Annotated in this window: 16 protein-coding genes; 15 read left to right on the forward strand and 1 reads right to left on the reverse strand. The window is 40.1% G+C overall.

From position 1 onward, the window contains the following. Positions 1 to 27: 27 nt before the first annotated feature. Together A374_RS02215 and A374_RS02220 are read left to right on the forward strand one after the other, a co-directional pair. Entirely contained in the window at positions 28 to 966 is a 939-nt protein-coding gene (locus tag A374_RS02215) for a DUF1672 family protein (protein ID WP_040340247.1), read from the forward strand. Then, complete coding sequence (locus A374_RS02220; protein ID WP_007200544.1) at positions 956 to 1,498, forward strand: Mbeg1-like protein; 543 nt, start codon at positions 956 to 958, stop codon at positions 1,496 to 1,498. The genes A374_RS02215 and A374_RS02220 overlap by 11 nt, the downstream gene beginning before the upstream one ends. 318 nt (positions 1,499 to 1,816) lie before the next feature. Here the strand turns inward: A374_RS02220 and A374_RS02225 are convergent, their stop codons facing one another. Then, positions 1,817 to 2,452 carry a hypothetical protein gene (locus A374_RS02225; protein WP_007200545.1) on the reverse strand — a complete coding sequence of 212 codons (636 nt, stop codon included), beginning with the start codon at positions 2,450 to 2,452 and terminating at the stop codon, positions 1,817 to 1,819. A 441-nt stretch (positions 2,453 to 2,893) separates the two neighbouring features. On the opposite strand from A374_RS02225, the gene A374_RS02230 reads away from it, so the two are divergent. From A374_RS02230 to A374_RS19430, 13 genes are all read left to right on the forward strand, one after another. Further along, positions 2,894 to 3,382 (forward strand): YbaK/EbsC family protein, encoded by a 489-nt coding sequence (locus tag A374_RS02230; protein ID WP_007200546.1) that lies wholly within the window; start codon positions 2,894 to 2,896, stop codon positions 3,380 to 3,382. A gap of 2 nt (positions 3,383 to 3,384) precedes the next feature. Then, positions 3,385 to 4,155, forward strand: a complete 771-nt coding sequence (locus tag A374_RS02235; protein WP_083841919.1) for a sulfite exporter TauE/SafE family protein — start codon at positions 3,385 to 3,387, stop codon at positions 4,153 to 4,155. Positions 4,156 to 4,179: 24 nt separating this feature from the next. Beyond that, on the forward strand, positions 4,180 to 5,022 hold the full coding sequence (locus tag A374_RS02240) for a TrmB family transcriptional regulator (RefSeq protein ID WP_007200548.1): 843 nt from the start codon (positions 4,180 to 4,182) through the stop codon (positions 5,020 to 5,022). Between the two features lie 278 nt (positions 5,023 to 5,300). Next, entirely contained in the window at positions 5,301 to 5,501 is a 201-nt protein-coding gene (gene cspD, locus A374_RS02245) for a cold-shock protein CspD (protein ID WP_007200549.1), read from the forward strand. Positions 5,502 to 5,694: 193 nt separating this feature from the next. Beyond that, complete coding sequence (gene rpoN, locus A374_RS02250) at positions 5,695 to 7,005, forward strand: RNA polymerase factor sigma-54 (RefSeq protein WP_007200550.1); 1,311 nt, start codon at positions 5,695 to 5,697, stop codon at positions 7,003 to 7,005. An 87-nt stretch (positions 7,006 to 7,092) separates the two neighbouring features. Beyond that, positions 7,093 to 7,341, forward strand: coding sequence for a glutaredoxin family protein (locus tag A374_RS02255; protein WP_007200551.1), 249 nt, complete (start codon positions 7,093 to 7,095; stop codon positions 7,339 to 7,341). Between the two features lie 162 nt (positions 7,342 to 7,503). Beyond that, positions 7,504 to 8,526 (forward strand): sugar-binding transcriptional regulator, encoded by a 1,023-nt coding sequence (locus A374_RS02260; RefSeq protein WP_007200552.1) that lies wholly within the window; start codon positions 7,504 to 7,506, stop codon positions 8,524 to 8,526. Between the two features lie 66 nt (positions 8,527 to 8,592). Continuing rightward, entirely contained in the window at positions 8,593 to 9,600 is a 1,008-nt protein-coding gene (gene gap, locus A374_RS02265; RefSeq protein ID WP_007200553.1) for a type I glyceraldehyde-3-phosphate dehydrogenase, read from the forward strand. 184 nt (positions 9,601 to 9,784) lie between these two features. Beyond that, positions 9,785 to 10,969: a phosphoglycerate kinase gene (locus A374_RS02270; protein WP_007200554.1), complete on the forward strand. Its 1,185-nt coding sequence runs from the start codon at positions 9,785 to 9,787 to the stop codon at positions 10,967 to 10,969. 25 nt (positions 10,970 to 10,994) lie between these two features. Beyond that, the gene (tpiA, locus tag A374_RS02275) at positions 10,995 to 11,759 is read left to right on the forward strand and encodes a triose-phosphate isomerase (protein WP_007200555.1); all 765 of its coding nucleotides are present in this window, start codon (positions 10,995 to 10,997) and stop codon (positions 11,757 to 11,759) included. Further along, positions 11,749 to 13,284: a 2,3-bisphosphoglycerate-independent phosphoglycerate mutase gene (gpmI, locus tag A374_RS02280; RefSeq protein ID WP_007200556.1), complete on the forward strand. Its 1,536-nt coding sequence runs from the start codon at positions 11,749 to 11,751 to the stop codon at positions 13,282 to 13,284. Before tpiA ends, gpmI begins: the two co-directional genes overlap by 11 nt. Before the next feature lie 64 nt (positions 13,285 to 13,348). Further along, positions 13,349 to 14,641 carry a phosphopyruvate hydratase gene (gene eno / locus A374_RS02285; RefSeq protein WP_007200557.1) on the forward strand — a complete coding sequence of 431 codons (1,293 nt, stop codon included), beginning with the start codon at positions 13,349 to 13,351 and terminating at the stop codon, positions 14,639 to 14,641. Between the two features lie 663 nt (positions 14,642 to 15,304). Next, entirely contained in the window at positions 15,305 to 15,865 is a 561-nt protein-coding gene (locus tag A374_RS19430; RefSeq protein WP_007200558.1) for a GNAT family N-acetyltransferase, read from the forward strand. Positions 15,866 to 15,887: the final 22 nt, after the last annotated feature.

Here is a 15,887-nt window from a genome sequence, read left to right on the forward strand (position 1 = left end):
TAATTATTCTTCTTGCTTTTTTTTAACATGATGAATGAAAAACGAGTAGGAGGATACATGTACAAGGTAAGTAATACCATACTACTAAAAAGTTTAGTTGCAAGTTCCCTATTATTAAGCGGCTGCGCCATAGCAGAAGAAACTACTAGTACGTCTCCATACACCCCCGTCCAAGACTACGACGGCAAAGCATTCGCCTTACCAAATGGTGAAGAAATGTCGCAGTTTGCGAAAAGTCATCGTAAAGAAGTAAGCGCGGCTGCGCTGAACTATCTTAAAACAAAATACAAACTTCAGAATACAAAAGTAACCAATTTAGTAGGCGCTCAAAATGCAGTAGTCGCTCACGTAAGCTCCGATGACTTGCCTACCTTTTATACGTCGGTCATTGTGTTTGTGAGAGATGGGAAGATTAGTGATGTAAGTGAAGTAGAGGGGAAAGTAGAAGGCTCCATTATGTCAGTACTTTATGTGAAAGCCTACGAAAAAGAATTTCAAAACCTAGGAAAATTTTGTAAGAAGATGACAGAGAAGTACCCTGTTGTAGGGATGCGCCAAGATGCCATTGAGAATGTTTTCGAAATGGGAGTTGTGCGACCAAATTATTATGTAAGTATTACAGACCTATCAGCTCCTTCTGCTTTCAAACTGTATAAAAAGAACCATAATTCATCTAGTGAGCAACTGCGAAGAGAGATTGAGAAAGAGTTAAAAGTTTCTGAGCCTCAAATAACATTGACTTTTTTTATAAAAAAAAGATTTAGCGATCCCGATAAACAGTTAGGTCAAAAACTAATTAGTAATTTTAAGCAGTACGGAAGCTTTCCGCCTGGTTTATATGCGTTTTTTCTTAATAGTAACGAAATTTTAAAAGATTCAGGTATTGGCAAAAGTCACAAAGGAACAGATGTAGGTAAAGATGAAATTCAGATAAACTTAAAAGGTCAAATGCTTTATGAGTATTAAAAATATCAATAGAAAAGACCACATTAACGATGAAGATTTAATTCGCTTGTCGGGCAAATATGTTTATATGACACTTGATCCTCGTACTATAATTAAAATTTATAAGAAAAAGTATCGGGTAGTAGATGTAGTTAAACACAAAGATACAGGTCTAAATGCGGTAACAATACAAAATCTAAAAAGTAAAGAATACGCTGTTATATATCAAGGCACTCAAGCGCAAAAAGATGGAGGCATGGATCTTTTTGCTGATGCGAGTTTAGTAACCACACATACTTCGCATCCTCAGTTTGAGGATGCCTATCAATACTTGGTGAAAATGAAGAGGGAATTTCCAAATCTAAACTATGTAGCAGGAAATTCCCTTGGTGGAGACTTATCAAATTATGTAGCAAAAAGGACCCGAAATGAGTGCCCTGAACTCAAATCGGTTACGCTTAATCCTGCTATGCTTCCTGAGGATGTACTTAACCCTAGTCAGGGGATGGAAGATGATCGTATTACGAACTATTTAACTAACAGAGTCCACTAACAAAGGCACAAATGAGTAATGGCTTTGGAAACAGAATTCATCTTGATTCTCAAATTACATCTGGATTAGGCATTGGGGAAATGCTAAGTTAGCCGATGAATCTATCAATATTGACGATATCATAGAAGGTGGAAATACGATTGTTGAAGGGAAAAAGAACTTAACTCTCTTCACATCCACTTTAGGGACATATACAGATAAAGAAGGGATTAAAGATACATATCCTGAATATATTGTGAAAAAAACAGACGAAACACTAAAATAATAAAAAAAGGATTGGCTAAAAACTAATCCTCTTTTCTTTAATTCGTGTACATCTTATTTAACGGTAAATTCAAAAGTGGATATATATTGAGGGATTTTATTCACGAAGTACATATAATTCTTGTAATCTTTCGTACCCTCTTCAAATGGAATATCACCAGCTTTCCTCCATGTAACAACACGAATAGGTGTCCGTCCTAAAATAGGTTCTGCATGTATTGATTCATCTTCATCCCAAACAACTAAAGAATAACTATTAATACTGAAAACATGAGCTTGAATTTCAGGAGTTACGTAGTAAAAGGCAATAGATTGAATCATATTTTTATCTTCTTCTTTAACAACTAATCTATCTAAATCAGCTGTAGGCATAGTGATATTAAAGTCAATCACCTTATGTGACAATTTCTCCATCATATTTCCGAAACTATCTTTAGATATTTCGATGTTATTAAAAGCTTCTTTACGCAACTTCTGCATTTTCTTTGCATCTGGTAGTGGCCCAAGGTCACCCAATTGACCAGCATTTTTACTATCGTCACTTTTTTTCTTTTCATCACCATGATTTTCAACCTTTATAGTAGAAATAGGGGATACCTCATCCTTTTTACTAAATAGATTACCGACCAAGATTAAAATTACTGCGAGAACCAATAAAGCACCTAAAATCATAAGTCTTTTTTTTGACATATCGCTCGACTCCTTTCACTATTACTTCGTTAATTTTTGTTTTAATCATCTGTTAGCATGTGATGTTAAACAAAGAAGCATAGCGTTATATGGTTATTCCAAGAATAATTATACAAAATTTTTGTATTTATGGTATGAAATTCTTAGAGAAACGCCAATGACGTACTGTTTGCTGCGTGCAAAAATTGCAAAAACCATACAGGTTATGTTGAAAGACTATATAGTTGTTGACGGAGTGAAAATTGACACAGGTGCTGATTTAGCAATTGTTGGGGAGCACATGTATGAAAAGATTCATTGTACTCATTTCTATAAATAGGAGTGAGTACAATGAATCTTTTTGTTTGAATATCCATTTTTTTCTTGAAGTGGCTTGAGAATAAGATTATTATTTTAGTAACCACTATAGTGGTTTATATAAAATAGAATGGAGAGGATTTTATGGAAAATGATGTTTATGAAAAAATAATCAACATGCTACGAAAAAATAATGTGAATTTTGAAGAGATGAGTCATGCTTCGGAAGGTGAAACTAAAAGGGTAAGTGAAATTAGAGGGAACTCTTTATCCCAATCGGCAAAAGCAATGGTAGTTCAAATTAATTTTAGTAAGAAAGACAAACAGTATTATTTAGCTGTGGTTCCAGGGAATCGAAAGTTGGACTTTTCTAAAATAAGCAGATTATTTAATGCTCAAAAAGCTTTGCTAGCACCTCCTGAAAAAGCATCACTATTAACAAACTGTGCGATGGGGACAGTTCCTCCAATTTCATTTAATGAAAATTTAAATGTATTGGTTGATGAAGCGGTAACAGATCATCATGTGATTTATTTTAATGCAGGGAGATTGGATCGTTCGATCTCCTTAAAAACTGATTTATATTTACAATTGGCACAAGCTAGAATTGTAAATATTACAATAGTAGATTAGTAATGACATTCACTTTATTTCATATTGTTATAGTTATAATAGGTGGAATTTTAGCAGGTGCTGTTGATACAATGATTGGGGGAGGAGGATTGTTTAGCCTTCCTACTTTATTCTTGCTTGGTTTACCTCCACAAATGGCATTAGGAACGAATCAGTTTGCTCTATCATTTGGTTCTCTAGTAGGTACAATAAAATTTTCTCAAAAAGGATTAATTAAGTGGTGGCCTGAATCAATCGTTGGTCTCATTGGGGCATTACCTGGTACCATTTTGGGTTGTATTGTAGCCATAGCGTTGCCGGCGTCTCTTCTACAAAGTATCGTAGTGATATTACTTGTAATAATCGGATTAGTTGTCTTAACGAAAAGGGATTTTGGAGATGAGGAACGACAAGCAGTTTCTAATCAATTGTGGATTAAAACGTTATTCACGTTTTTTCTAGGGATTGTTATAGGAATTTACGAAGGTTTTTTTGGTCCAGGAACAGGAATTTTAATAACGTTCTCTTACGTTTTATGGCTTGGATTAAATTTTTTACAAGCGAGTGGAGCTGCCAAAGTAATTAGTCTTATAGGAAACGTCACAGCGTTTATTACATTCGCAACTTTTGGAAATATAGATTGGCTATCAGGGGTTACCTTAGCTATATCTGTTTCAATTGGAGCATATATTGGAGCATTTTTTGCACAAAAAGGTGGAAGTAAGCTCATGAAACCTTTCATGTTAGGGGTAATTATTGTCTTAATAATAAATGTTTTCACACCTTTATTTTAAACTTAAAAGCAAAAGGAGATTTGAATGGAATTACTAGAAACATTACAGACATTTGGTCTTACACAATATGAAGCAAAAGCATATAAGGCATTAGTAGAGAGTGGTACTACAAGTGCTTACCAAATTAGCAAATTGTCAGGTATTCCCCGTGGACGAATTTATGATATATTGCAAGGTCTTGATGAAAAAGGAATTGTAATGGTTGAAGAAACCGAAGATGGTACAAAACAATACTCCCCACTTCCTGTGGAGGTTTTTTTAGAGCGACAAAAAAAACAGTGGGAGAAATCTTATGAACATGCTTCATCACAATTAAAGTTGTTAGAACAGCAGCAACCAGAAGCTGACGACTACATTTCAACAATTAAAGGTAGAACAGGAATTCTATCTTATTGTCGGACGCTGATTAATAATGCTGAAAAGCAAATAGTATTATCAATGTGGAATCCAATCTATACAGAACTTCTGCCTGATTTACTTAATCGTAAGCAAAATGGTTGTCATATTCAAGGGATTGTCTTTGATGTGGACAATCCAATTGATAGTGTATATAGTCATCGGAAAAATGAATATATGAGTGAACTATCCAACAATAGGTGGTTTATCCTTTCTGTAGATAATCGAGAGTTACTATATGGACATGATCAGGATCATAACCCAAAAGCCTTTTATACAAATGATTCCGTTCATTTATTTTTATTAGAAGATTACATATGGCATGACGTTTTAGTGAATCGACTAATAGAAACAGGAAATCAACAACAGCTTGATCATTGGATTTTACCGGAAATGGAGCGTTTCTTCCACAAAAAGATGCTCCCAGAAGTTTTTTGGGAAAAAAGAAATATGAGTGGTAGGAAAGAATAATATTTAAAAATATTGCAATGGAAAATACTTAATGAAACTTTTATTTGCGCGTTCTTTTATTGAAAAACACTTGCTATGAGCGCATTCCTGCCAGTTTCATAATGTCTGACAACTTCGAAGCCTTTTGACAATTGGAAATTACCATGATATAGTAAGTTTGACCATAACGTGTTCACATGACTGGATGTAAACATATAGTTTTCTTTTAGTTTGTTAGCATTGTAACATGGTTCCAATTTTTTAAAGCGCTTTAATTGCGCTGACAGGAGGATATACCCATGCAAAACGGGAAAGTAAAATGGTTTAACGCAGAAAAAGGTTTCGGTTTTATCGAAGTAGAGGGTGGAGACGATGTATTCGTACACTTTTCTGCTATCCAATCTGAAGGTTTCAAATCTTTAGATGAAGGTCAAGAAGTATCTTTCGAAATCGTTGAAGGTGCTCGTGGACCTCAAGCTGCTAACGTTGAAAAACTATAATAGCGCTATAAAAGGGCCGATGTAATCGGCTCTTTTTTTTATGAACTAATTTAGTAGTTTGCGATACTTCCGTAAAATGCAAACATGCTCGTTATATGAAGTCGTCCTCCTTTAACGATCAAGGTGCTTTCTCGACATGACTATGTTCCTCCCTTCATAAGTATAGTATGATAGAAGGTAGGAGGGATGGATCATGGAGCTGGGATTGTTTCAGCAACAGAACTTAAGCCTTGTTATGACGGCAGAGCTCCGGCAGGCGATCACCATCTTGCAATATCCAAGCTATGAGTTAAATCAGTTTTTGCAAGAACAAGCACTCGAAAATCCGTTGATCGAACTTTCAGAGCCGACATTACTTTTAAACAACAAAAAGAAAGCGCTTCAAAATCAAGGATCACAAGATTGGGAAGACATCGGTCATCGCCAGCCAGCGCGTGCAACAATGCATGAAACGTTGTTAGTGCAAGCGACTTCATTAGGCGTTCCAGATGCATTAGAGCCGATCTTACAGTATTTAATATTAAACATTGATGATGCTGGTTATCTTGATGTGACCGAAGAAGAAGTAAAGACGCGATTTCTCATGAATGATGAGCAATGGACGACTTGTCTTCATTATCTCCATCTGCTCGAGCCTGCTGGTATCGGTGCACGCACGCTTCGCGAATGTTTACTGCTTCAATTAAAGGCACTCCACATGGAAGGCGACCTATCGTATCGAATTGTAGACGGTTATCTAGAATGGCTAGGAGATCGTAAATTAAAGCAAATCGCGACGGCCCTACAAACAACGGCTGCTGATGTAGAGGCAGCGGCAGACTTCATTGTGACATTACATCCAAGACCTGGGCACGAATTTACTGAAAAAGAAGACCTCGCCTATGTCTACCCTGATTTATCCGTTATAGAAGAGGCAGGTGTTTTTAAACTCGCTATTAATGAGCCCTTTACACCGAGAGTACAGCTGCATAAACAATATGAGCACTTATTACACAATAAAAACAACAAAGCGAGTTCCTATCTACAAGAACAGTATCAAAAATACGTCTGGCTGCAAAAAAGCTTAGAACAGCGAAAAAATACCCTTGTTATGATTGCGAAAGATATCATTCGCCAACAGCAAGATTTTTTACGAAAAGGTCCTGAGGCGCTTGTGCCAATGACGCTAAAAGACGTAGCGAATCGCATTGGGATGCATGAGTCAACCGTGAGTCGCGCTGTTAAAAATAAATGGATTCAAACCCCGCGTGGCGTGATAGCATTAAAATCTTTTTTCACAACAAAGATTTCCACGCACGATGGTGAAAGCGCTTCCTCTAAAAGCGCGAAGCTGGCGATTAAGAAACTCATCCAAACGGAAGACAAGGCAAAGCCGATGTCGGATCAAAGTATTGCCGAAACACTTTATTCCGTAGAAGGTTTAAAGCTTTCCCGACGAACGGTTGCAAAGTATCGTGAAGAAATGAAAATCGGATCGTCTGCTAAGCGTAGACGCTATGCGTAATCATGTCAGCATCTATGTGAAATGTCATGCCTGGCATTTCACATATCTTTTCCTAGCATAACAATCAGCCTAAAAGGGGAATGGATCATGTCAACAAACATTCAGTTTTACACGAAACACCTCTGTCCATTGTGCGAAGAAGCGCATACACTACTAGTAGAGCTACAAGAGGAGCTCAAGCTATCGATTGAAGTGATTGATATTTATGAATCGGATGATTTAGTAGAACGCTATGGCTTAATGATTCCTGTCGTTTCTATAGACGGAGAAACGCTTTTATATGGTAAATTGAATAAAGATGGTATAAGAAAGCGTTTACTTACAAATAATAAGTAAAAAGTGTTGAAAAACAGTCACAACTTATGTAGAATGAGGGTGGCTAATAAATGAGGCGTCATTTTTTTTACCCCAATCGGGACATAAAATGACTACGAGGGACAATTCGAGTCCCGATTAGCTGCCGCAACGATAGGCGGACGATGAATAGGGGAAGGATCCATGAACGATTTAATAGAGATACAGAAAAAGCTTTTACCCGATTTGCTCGATGTGATGAGAAAACGGTATAGCATTTTAAAAATTGTTCGCTTTCATGAACCAATCGGCCGTCGCAACCTTTCGACGTTTGTGAACCTTACAGAAAGGGTATTGCGAGCTGAAGTTACTTTTTTAAAAGACCAAGGTCTCTTGTCCATACTACCTGGAGGCATGTCGTTAACACCTGATGGCATCAGCGTTCTTGATCGCTTGGAAGTGTTAATGAATGAACTTGCTGGACTTCGTGTTTTAGAAACGAAAGTAAGGGAATCCTTACAATTGTCAGAGGTCATTATTGTACCTGGCAATAGTGATGAAGACCCGTGGGTGAAAAACGAACTCGGCAAAGCTGCTGTTATGCGACTAAAGCAAGAGCTAGCTGGTGATAATATTATCGCTGTCACAGGCGGTACGACGATTGCTGCCATGGCAGAAATGATGACGCCAAGCAATAAGGACCAACAGCTATTGTTTGTCCCAGCACGAGGCGGTTTAGGCGAAAAAGTTGAAAATCAAGCGAATACGATTTGTTCGACGATGGCCGCTAAGGCACTTGGAGAATATCGCTTGCTTCATCTTCCCGATCAGCTTAGCAAAGAGACGTACCTCGCGTTACTCCAAGAACCAGGCGTTAAAGAAGTAATGGAGCTTCTTCAATCAGCAAGTATAGTCATTCATGGAATCGGCGATGCTAAAACGATGGCTGAACGGCGAAATTCTTCGCCAGCAGTAATGGAGAAGCTAAAGAACGAACAAGCAGCAGCTGAAGCATTTGGCTACTACTTTAACAGAGACGGTGAAGTTGTTCACCGCGTACGAACGATTGGTCTTCAATTGAATGACCTATCGCACAGCGATTTTATTATGGCTGTGGCCGGAGGTGCTTCTAAGGCACAATCAATTGCCGCCTTTATGAAGCATGGTCCGAAAAAGGTGTTAATCACCGATGAAGGCGCTGCGAACAAATTGTTAGCAAGCTCTTAAAAACGTGAATTAAGGGTTTTCCCTTTAATTATATTTTTGCAAAAACTAAAGGAGGTCATTTTTAAAATGGCAACTAAAATTGGTATTAATGGATTCGGCCGTATTGGTCGTAACGTGTTCCGTGCAGCACTAAATAACCCGAACGTAGAAGTAGTAGCAGTTAACGACTTAACAGACGCTAACATGCTTGCATTCTTACTTAAACATGACACTGTTCATGGTAAATTAAACGAAACTGTTGAAGTTGGCGAAAATGCATTGATCGTTAACGGAAAAGAAATTAAAGTTCTTGCTGAACGTGACCCAGCTCAACTTGGATGGGGCGAGCTTGGCGTAGAAGTAGTAGTAGAATCTACTGGTCGCTTCACAAAACGTTCTGACGCTGCAAAACATTTAGAAGCTGGCGCTAAAAAAGTAGTGATCTCTGCTCCTGCTAGCGACGAAGATATTACAGTAGTAATGGGTGTTAACGAAGATCAATACGATGCAGCTAACCACCACGTACTATCTAACGCTTCTTGTACAACAAACTGCTTAGCACCATTTGCTAAAGTTCTTAACGAAAAATTCGGAATCAAACGTGGTATGATGACAACTGTTCACTCATACACAAATGACCAACAAATTCTTGATCTTCCGCATAAAGACTACCGTCGTGCGCGTGCAGCTGCGGAAAACATCATTCCAACTACAACAGGTGCTGCTAAAGCTGTATCCCTCGTTCTTCCTGAATTAAAAGGTAAATTGAACGGTATGGCTATGCGTGTACCAACGCCAAACGTATCTCTAGTTGACCTTGTAGCTGAACTTGACAAAGACGTAACAGCTGAAGAAATCAATGCTGCGCTTAAAGAAGCTGCTGAAGGTCCACTAAAAGGAATTCTTGGTTACAGCGAAGAGCCGCTTGTATCTACTGACTACAACGGTAACACAAACTCTTCTACTGTTGATGCTCTTTCTACAATGGTTATGGAAGGTAGCATGGTAAAAGTAATCTCTTGGTACGACAACGAAACTGGTTACTCTAGCCGTGTTGTAGACCTTATTGACTTTATTGCTAAAAAAGGACTTTAATAATAGAGAGAATACTTTTTAGGAGGGGAAGGGTTAGCGAAGAGCCCTTACCCTCTTTCCTTGTTTTTCGTTTGTTTGAAGTGGCGAGCTGAAAATTAGCCGGTTTTCAAGTTCTCATTTTCGGATAAACTACGAGTGAATAAAAGTTCTCTTCTCGATTTATGACTGTTTAGGAGGAATACTTATGAACAAGAAAACAGTTCGTGACATCGACGTAAAAGGAAAAGTGGTTTTCTGCCGCGTAGACTTTAACGTACCGATGGAGAATGGTAAGATTACCGACGATACTCGTATTCGTGCGGCATTACCAACCATTCAATACTTAACAGAACAAGGTGCTAAAGTGTTATTAGCAAGTCACCTTGGGCGTCCGAAAGGGAAAGCAGTTGACGAATTGCGCCTTGATCCGGTCGCTAAACGTTTAGGAGAGCTACTAGGCAAGGATGTTGTTAAAACAGACGAAGCTTATGGCGAACCTGTACAAAAAGCACTAGACAGCCTCAGCGAGGGCGGCGTTATTCTTTTAGAAAACGTTCGTTTCTATGCTGGAGAAGAGAAAAATGATCCTGAGCTTGCCGAGAAATTTGCAGCGTTAGCCGACGTGTATGTAAATGATGCCTTTGGTGCAGCTCACCGTGCGCATGCTTCAACGGAAGGTGTAGCAAAACTTCTTCCTGCGGTAGCTGGATTTTTAATGGAAAAAGAGTTAGACGTGCTTGGTAAAGCATTATCTGAGCCTGAGCGTCCATTTACAGCGATTATTGGTGGCGCAAAAGTAAAAGACAAAATCGATGTGATTAATAACCTATTAGACAAAGTAGATAACTTAATAATCGGTGGCGGTCTTGGCTATACATTCATCAAAGCACTTGGCCATGATATTGGTAAGTCTTTGTTAGAAGAAGATAAAATCGAAACAGCGAAGCGTTTCATGGAAAAAGCGAAGGAGAAGGGTGTTAACTTCCTTATTCCACAAGACGTGCTCGTTGCGGATGATTTCTCTAACGATGCTGCTACGAAAATCGTTCCAATTGATGCGATTCCTTCTGACTGGGAAGGCGTTGATATCGGTACAAAAACGATTGAAACGTATATGGAAACGATCAAAAATTCTAAACTTGTGATTTGGAACGGACCGATGGGCGTATTTGAAATCGAAGCCTTTTCTAACGGTACACGTTCTGTGGCTAAAGCACTTGCAGAAGCAACGGACACGTATAGCGTAATTGGTGGCGGCGATTCAGCGGCAGCTGTTGAGAAGTTTGGTCTTGCAGAGAAAATGAGCCACATTTCTACAGGTGGCGGTGCTTCTCTTGAGTTTATGGAAGGAAAAGAACTCCCAGGTGTCGTTGCGTTAAACGACAAGTAAAGAGTGAAAGAGGAAGGTGAAATTCATGCGAAAACCAATCATTGCAGGAAACTGGAAAATGAACAAAACATTATCAGAAGCGAAAGCATTCGTTGCTGAAGTAAAAGGATCTATTCCTTCTCGTGATGTTGTCGATGCGGTCGTTTGTGCACCTGCACTATTTCTTGACGCGCTCGTAACAGATGTAAAGGGAAGCGACCTTGGCGTTGGTGCACAAAACATGCACGCGCAAGATAGCGGCGCATTTACAGGGGAAATTAGCCCTGTCATGCTTAAAGATCTAGGCGTAGGCTATGTTGTTCTTGGTCACTCTGAACGTCGTGAATATTTCGGTGAAACAGATGAGCTTGTGAACGAAAAAACACATGCGGCGTTTAACCATGGGTTAACACCAATCGTTTGTGTTGGTGAAACGCTTGATGAGCGTGAAGCAAGCCAAACGAAAGCTGTTGTTAAAACGCAAACAGAAAAAGGTCTTCAAGGCTTAACAGAAGATCAAGTGAAGCGTACGGTTGTTGCATACGAGCCGGTATGGGCAATTGGAACAGGAAAAACAGCTTCTTCCCAAGATGCGAATGAAGTATGTAGCTATATCCGTAGCGTAATTGCAGAGCAATTCTCTCAAGAAGCAGCAGATGCAGTTCGCATTCAATACGGCGGTAGTGTAAAACCAAGCAACATTCAAGAACTAATGAGCATGTCTGACATCGACGGTGCGCTTGTAGGAGGAGCGAGCTTAGAAGCTCAATCATTCCTTCAGTTACTAGAAGGTGTTAACAATGGCCAATAAACCAGTAGCACTCATCATTCTTGATGGCTTTGGTTGCCGTGAAGAAGATAAAGGAAACGCTGTTTCTCATGCGAAAAAGCCAAACTTTGATCGCTATTGGGAAACATACCCGCATCAACATTTAACTGCATGTGGAGAAGCCGTCGGTCTTCCTGCAGGTCAAATGGGGAACTCTGAAGTTGGACATTTAAACATCGGAGCGGGGCGCATCGTGTATCAAAGCTTAACACGTGTGAATGTTTCCATTAAAGAAGGCGAGTTTTATGAAAACCCAACGTTCCTAAAAGCAATGGATCTTGTGAAGAAAAACGACAAAGCGTTGCATATCTTCGGATTGCTTTCAGACGGTGGGATTCATAGTCATATCGACCATATCCTTGCGTTGCTAGAAACAGCTAAACAACAAGGTGTAGAAAAAGTGTACTTACACGGCTTCTTAGACGGTCGCGATGTGCCGCCGAAATCTGCTGAAAAATACATTAAGCAAGCACAAGCAAAAATGGACGAGCTAGAGCTTGGCGAAATCGCTACGCTTTCTGGTCGTTATTATTCAATGGATCGTGATAAGCGTTGGGATCGTGTTGAAAAATCATACCGCGCCATGGTGTATGGTGAAGGTCCTGACTATACGAATCCGCTGGATGTTGTGAAAGATTCATATAGCAAAGAAATTTATGATGAATTCGTTCTTCCTTCTGTTATTAAGCGCGAAGACGGTTCACCAGTTGCAACGGTTCAAGACGGAGATGCCGTTATCTTCTGTAACTTCCGCCCAGACCGTGCCATTCAAATTTCACAAGTATTTACGAATGAAGACTTCCGTGGCTTTGATCGTGGTGAGAAATTCCCGAAAGACATTCATTTCGTTTGTTTAACACACTTTAGTGAAACCGTTGAAGGCGATGTTGCGTTCCAACCAACAAACCTTGATAACACACTAGGTGAAGTGCTTTCTCAACAAAATTATCGTCAATTACGCATTGCCGAAACGGAAAAGTATCCGCACGTAACGTTCTTTTTCAGCGGTGGGCGTGAAGCGGAGTTTGCCGGAGAAAAGCGCATTTTAATTGATTCTCCTAAAGTGGCAACATACGACTTGAAGCCAGAAATGAGCGCCTATGAAGTAACCGATGCGCTGCTACAAGAAATTGAAGCAGACGCGCAAGATGCGATCATTTTAAACTTTGCCAATCCTGACATGGTGGGTCATAGCGGTATGCTAGAGCCGACTGTCAAAGCGATTGAAGCGGTCGATGAATGCTTAGGAAAAGTAGTTGATGCGATTCTTGCTAAAGATGGTGTAGCGATTATTACTGCTGACCACGGTAATGCAGATGAAGTCATCACGCTTGAAGGTGAACCAATGACAGCTCATACAACGAATCCAGTGCCAATAATCGTTACGAAAAATGGCGTTGAATTACGTGATGGTGGGATTCTTGCGGACTTAGCGCCAACGTTCTTAGATTTATTAGGCGGTCAGCAACCGAAAGAAATGACAGGAAAAACATTGATTAAAAAGTAAGGATGCGCTCTTCAAAGGGCCCTTGAAGCGCATCATCACTTGATAAATAAAGGAGAGAAAATAAATGTCAGCAATTATTGAAGTATACGCTCGCGAAGTCTTAGATTCTCGCGGTAACCCGACAGTTGAAGTAGAAGTTTACACAGAGTCTGGTGCATTCGGACGCGCAATCGTTCCTAGTGGTGCATCAACTGGTGAATATGAAGCAGTAGAGCTTCGCGATGGTGACAAAGGTCGCTACCTTGGTAAAGGTGTTCGCACAGCTGTAGAAAACGTAAATGCCCTAATCGCTCCAGAACTAATCGGTTACGATGTTCTTGACCAAGTCGGCATTGACAAAACGTTAATCGAGCTTGACGGTACAGAAAACAAAGGTAAATTCGGAGCTAACGCTATTCTTGGTGTATCTATGGCAGTTGCACGTGCAGCGGCAGATCTTCTTGGTCTTCCACTTTACATGTACCTTGGTGGATTCAACGCTAAGACGCTTCCAGTTCCAATGATGAACATCTTAAACGGTGGAGAGCATGCAGATAACAACGTAGACATTCAAGAATTCATGGTAATGCCTGTTGGCGCACCAACATTCTCTGAAGCTCTTCGTATGGGCGCAGAAATTTTCCACAGCCTAAAATCTGTTCTTAAAGAAAAAGGCTTAAACACAGCAGTAGGTGACGAAGGTGGTTTCGCACCAAACTTAGCTTCTAACGAAGAGGCACTTCAAACAATCATGGAAGCAATCGAAAAAGCAGGTTACAAACCTGGTGAAGAAGTTCGTCTTGCAATGGACGTTGCCTCTTCTGAGCTTTTCAACAAAGAAGATGGTAAATACCACCTTTCTGGCGAAGGCGTTGTAAAAACATCTGAAGAAATGGTTGCTTTCTACGAAGACCTCGTAGCAAAATACCCAATCGTTTCAATTGAAGATGGTCTTGACGAAAATGACTGGGCTGGTCACAAGCTTCTTACAGAACGTCTTGGCGACAAAGTACAACTTGTTGGAGATGACTTGTTTGTAACAAACACAGTGAAACTTGCACAAGGTATTGAGCAAGGTGTTGGTAACTCCATCCTCATCAAAGTGAACCAAATTGGTACACTTACAGAAACATTTGATGCAATCGAAATGGCGAAACGTGCTGGTTACACAGCAGTCATCTCTCACCGTTCTGGTGAAAGCGAAGATAGCACAATTGCTGACATCGCTGTTGCAACAAATGCTGGACAAATCAAAACAGGTGCTCCGTCTCGTACAGACCGCGTAGCGAAATACAACCAATTACTTCGCATCGAAGACGAATTGGCAAGCATCGCTCGTTACCCTGGAATGAGCACATTCTACAACCTACAAAAATAAGTAAAATAAAAACGCCGAAGCGCATGCTTCGGCGTTTTTTTGCGCGGTGACTTGGGAGATTTCTCCTCGTTCGCGCGCAGAGGTGCTCCGTTCGCGCGCAGAGATGCTCTGTTCGCGCGCAGAGGTGCTCTGTTCGCGCGCAGAGGTGCTCTGTTCGCACGCAGAGGCGTTCCGTTCATGCGCAAAGCTGCTTTAATCGCGCGTCAACACTCAAAATCGCGCAGAAAGCTCTCTTAATGGGACGAAAACAAGAAAATATTACGTGAAAAACCTTCAAATAGAGCAAAACCTAAATAAAATGTTGTGCAAAGACCTGTGATTGCGTAAATAGCAAAAATGTATATAAAACTCTTTCATCGGCGAGCAGAGTCGCTCCATTCGCGCGCAGAGCCGCTCTGATTGTCATAATCATGAGCAAAGCTCTCTTCATAGAACAAAAATAGTATAAAATTGCATGAAAAATCTCTCAAATAGGATAAAACTTATATAAAATGTCTGATGGCTTAAATAGCACTAAATTGCGCATAAAACTTTTTCCCTACGCGATTCGCACGCACCCAAGCACCTACCCTCAACCACTACTAACAAAGAATGGATACGCATACAATCGTTCACATAAGGGAAGTGTACATTAACTATTTTTCTCTCTGGAGGTCTATATTTATGAATCTAGAGCTAGAACGTCTTATTATTCGACCGGTTTCTGAACGGGATGCGCCTGATTTGGCGTGTTGGAAAAGCACAGCGACCTTTCGGAAAATGTCGACAGGTAGTGCGACCTTTATTTCAGAACAGAATGAACGTGCTGATATTCGACGCAGCCTTACCTCGTGTAAAGAAACTTATGTGATATTGGAGAAACAAAGCAGTGGAAGGAGCATTGGTTATGTGCGCTTCAACTGGATGGAGATGGCCCAAAAAGTAGGCTGGTTGCGATTTGGACTAGGCGAACAAGAAGGATCAGGTTATATGAGTGAGGCACTTACCGGTCTATTTCACGTCTTGTTCCAACGAGCTACCCATCGTATCGAGGCCGAAGTATATAGCTATAACGAGCGGAGTCAGTCGCTTTTAACAAAGCTAGGTTTTCAAAAAGAAGGGGTGCGTCGACAAGCCCATTATGATGAAGGCATATACAGTGATATTTATGGCTTTGGATTGTTAGCGCACGATTGGCGCATGCAACAGGAACAACGAACCGCTCATACACTTTTGCCAAAATAATCTTTTTCATTTGTTTGGAGTA

Source organism: Fictibacillus macauensis ZFHKF-1 (genome assembly GCF_000269865.1).
Lineage (GTDB): Bacteria > Bacillota > Bacilli > Bacillales > Fictibacillaceae > Fictibacillus_C > Fictibacillus_C macauensis.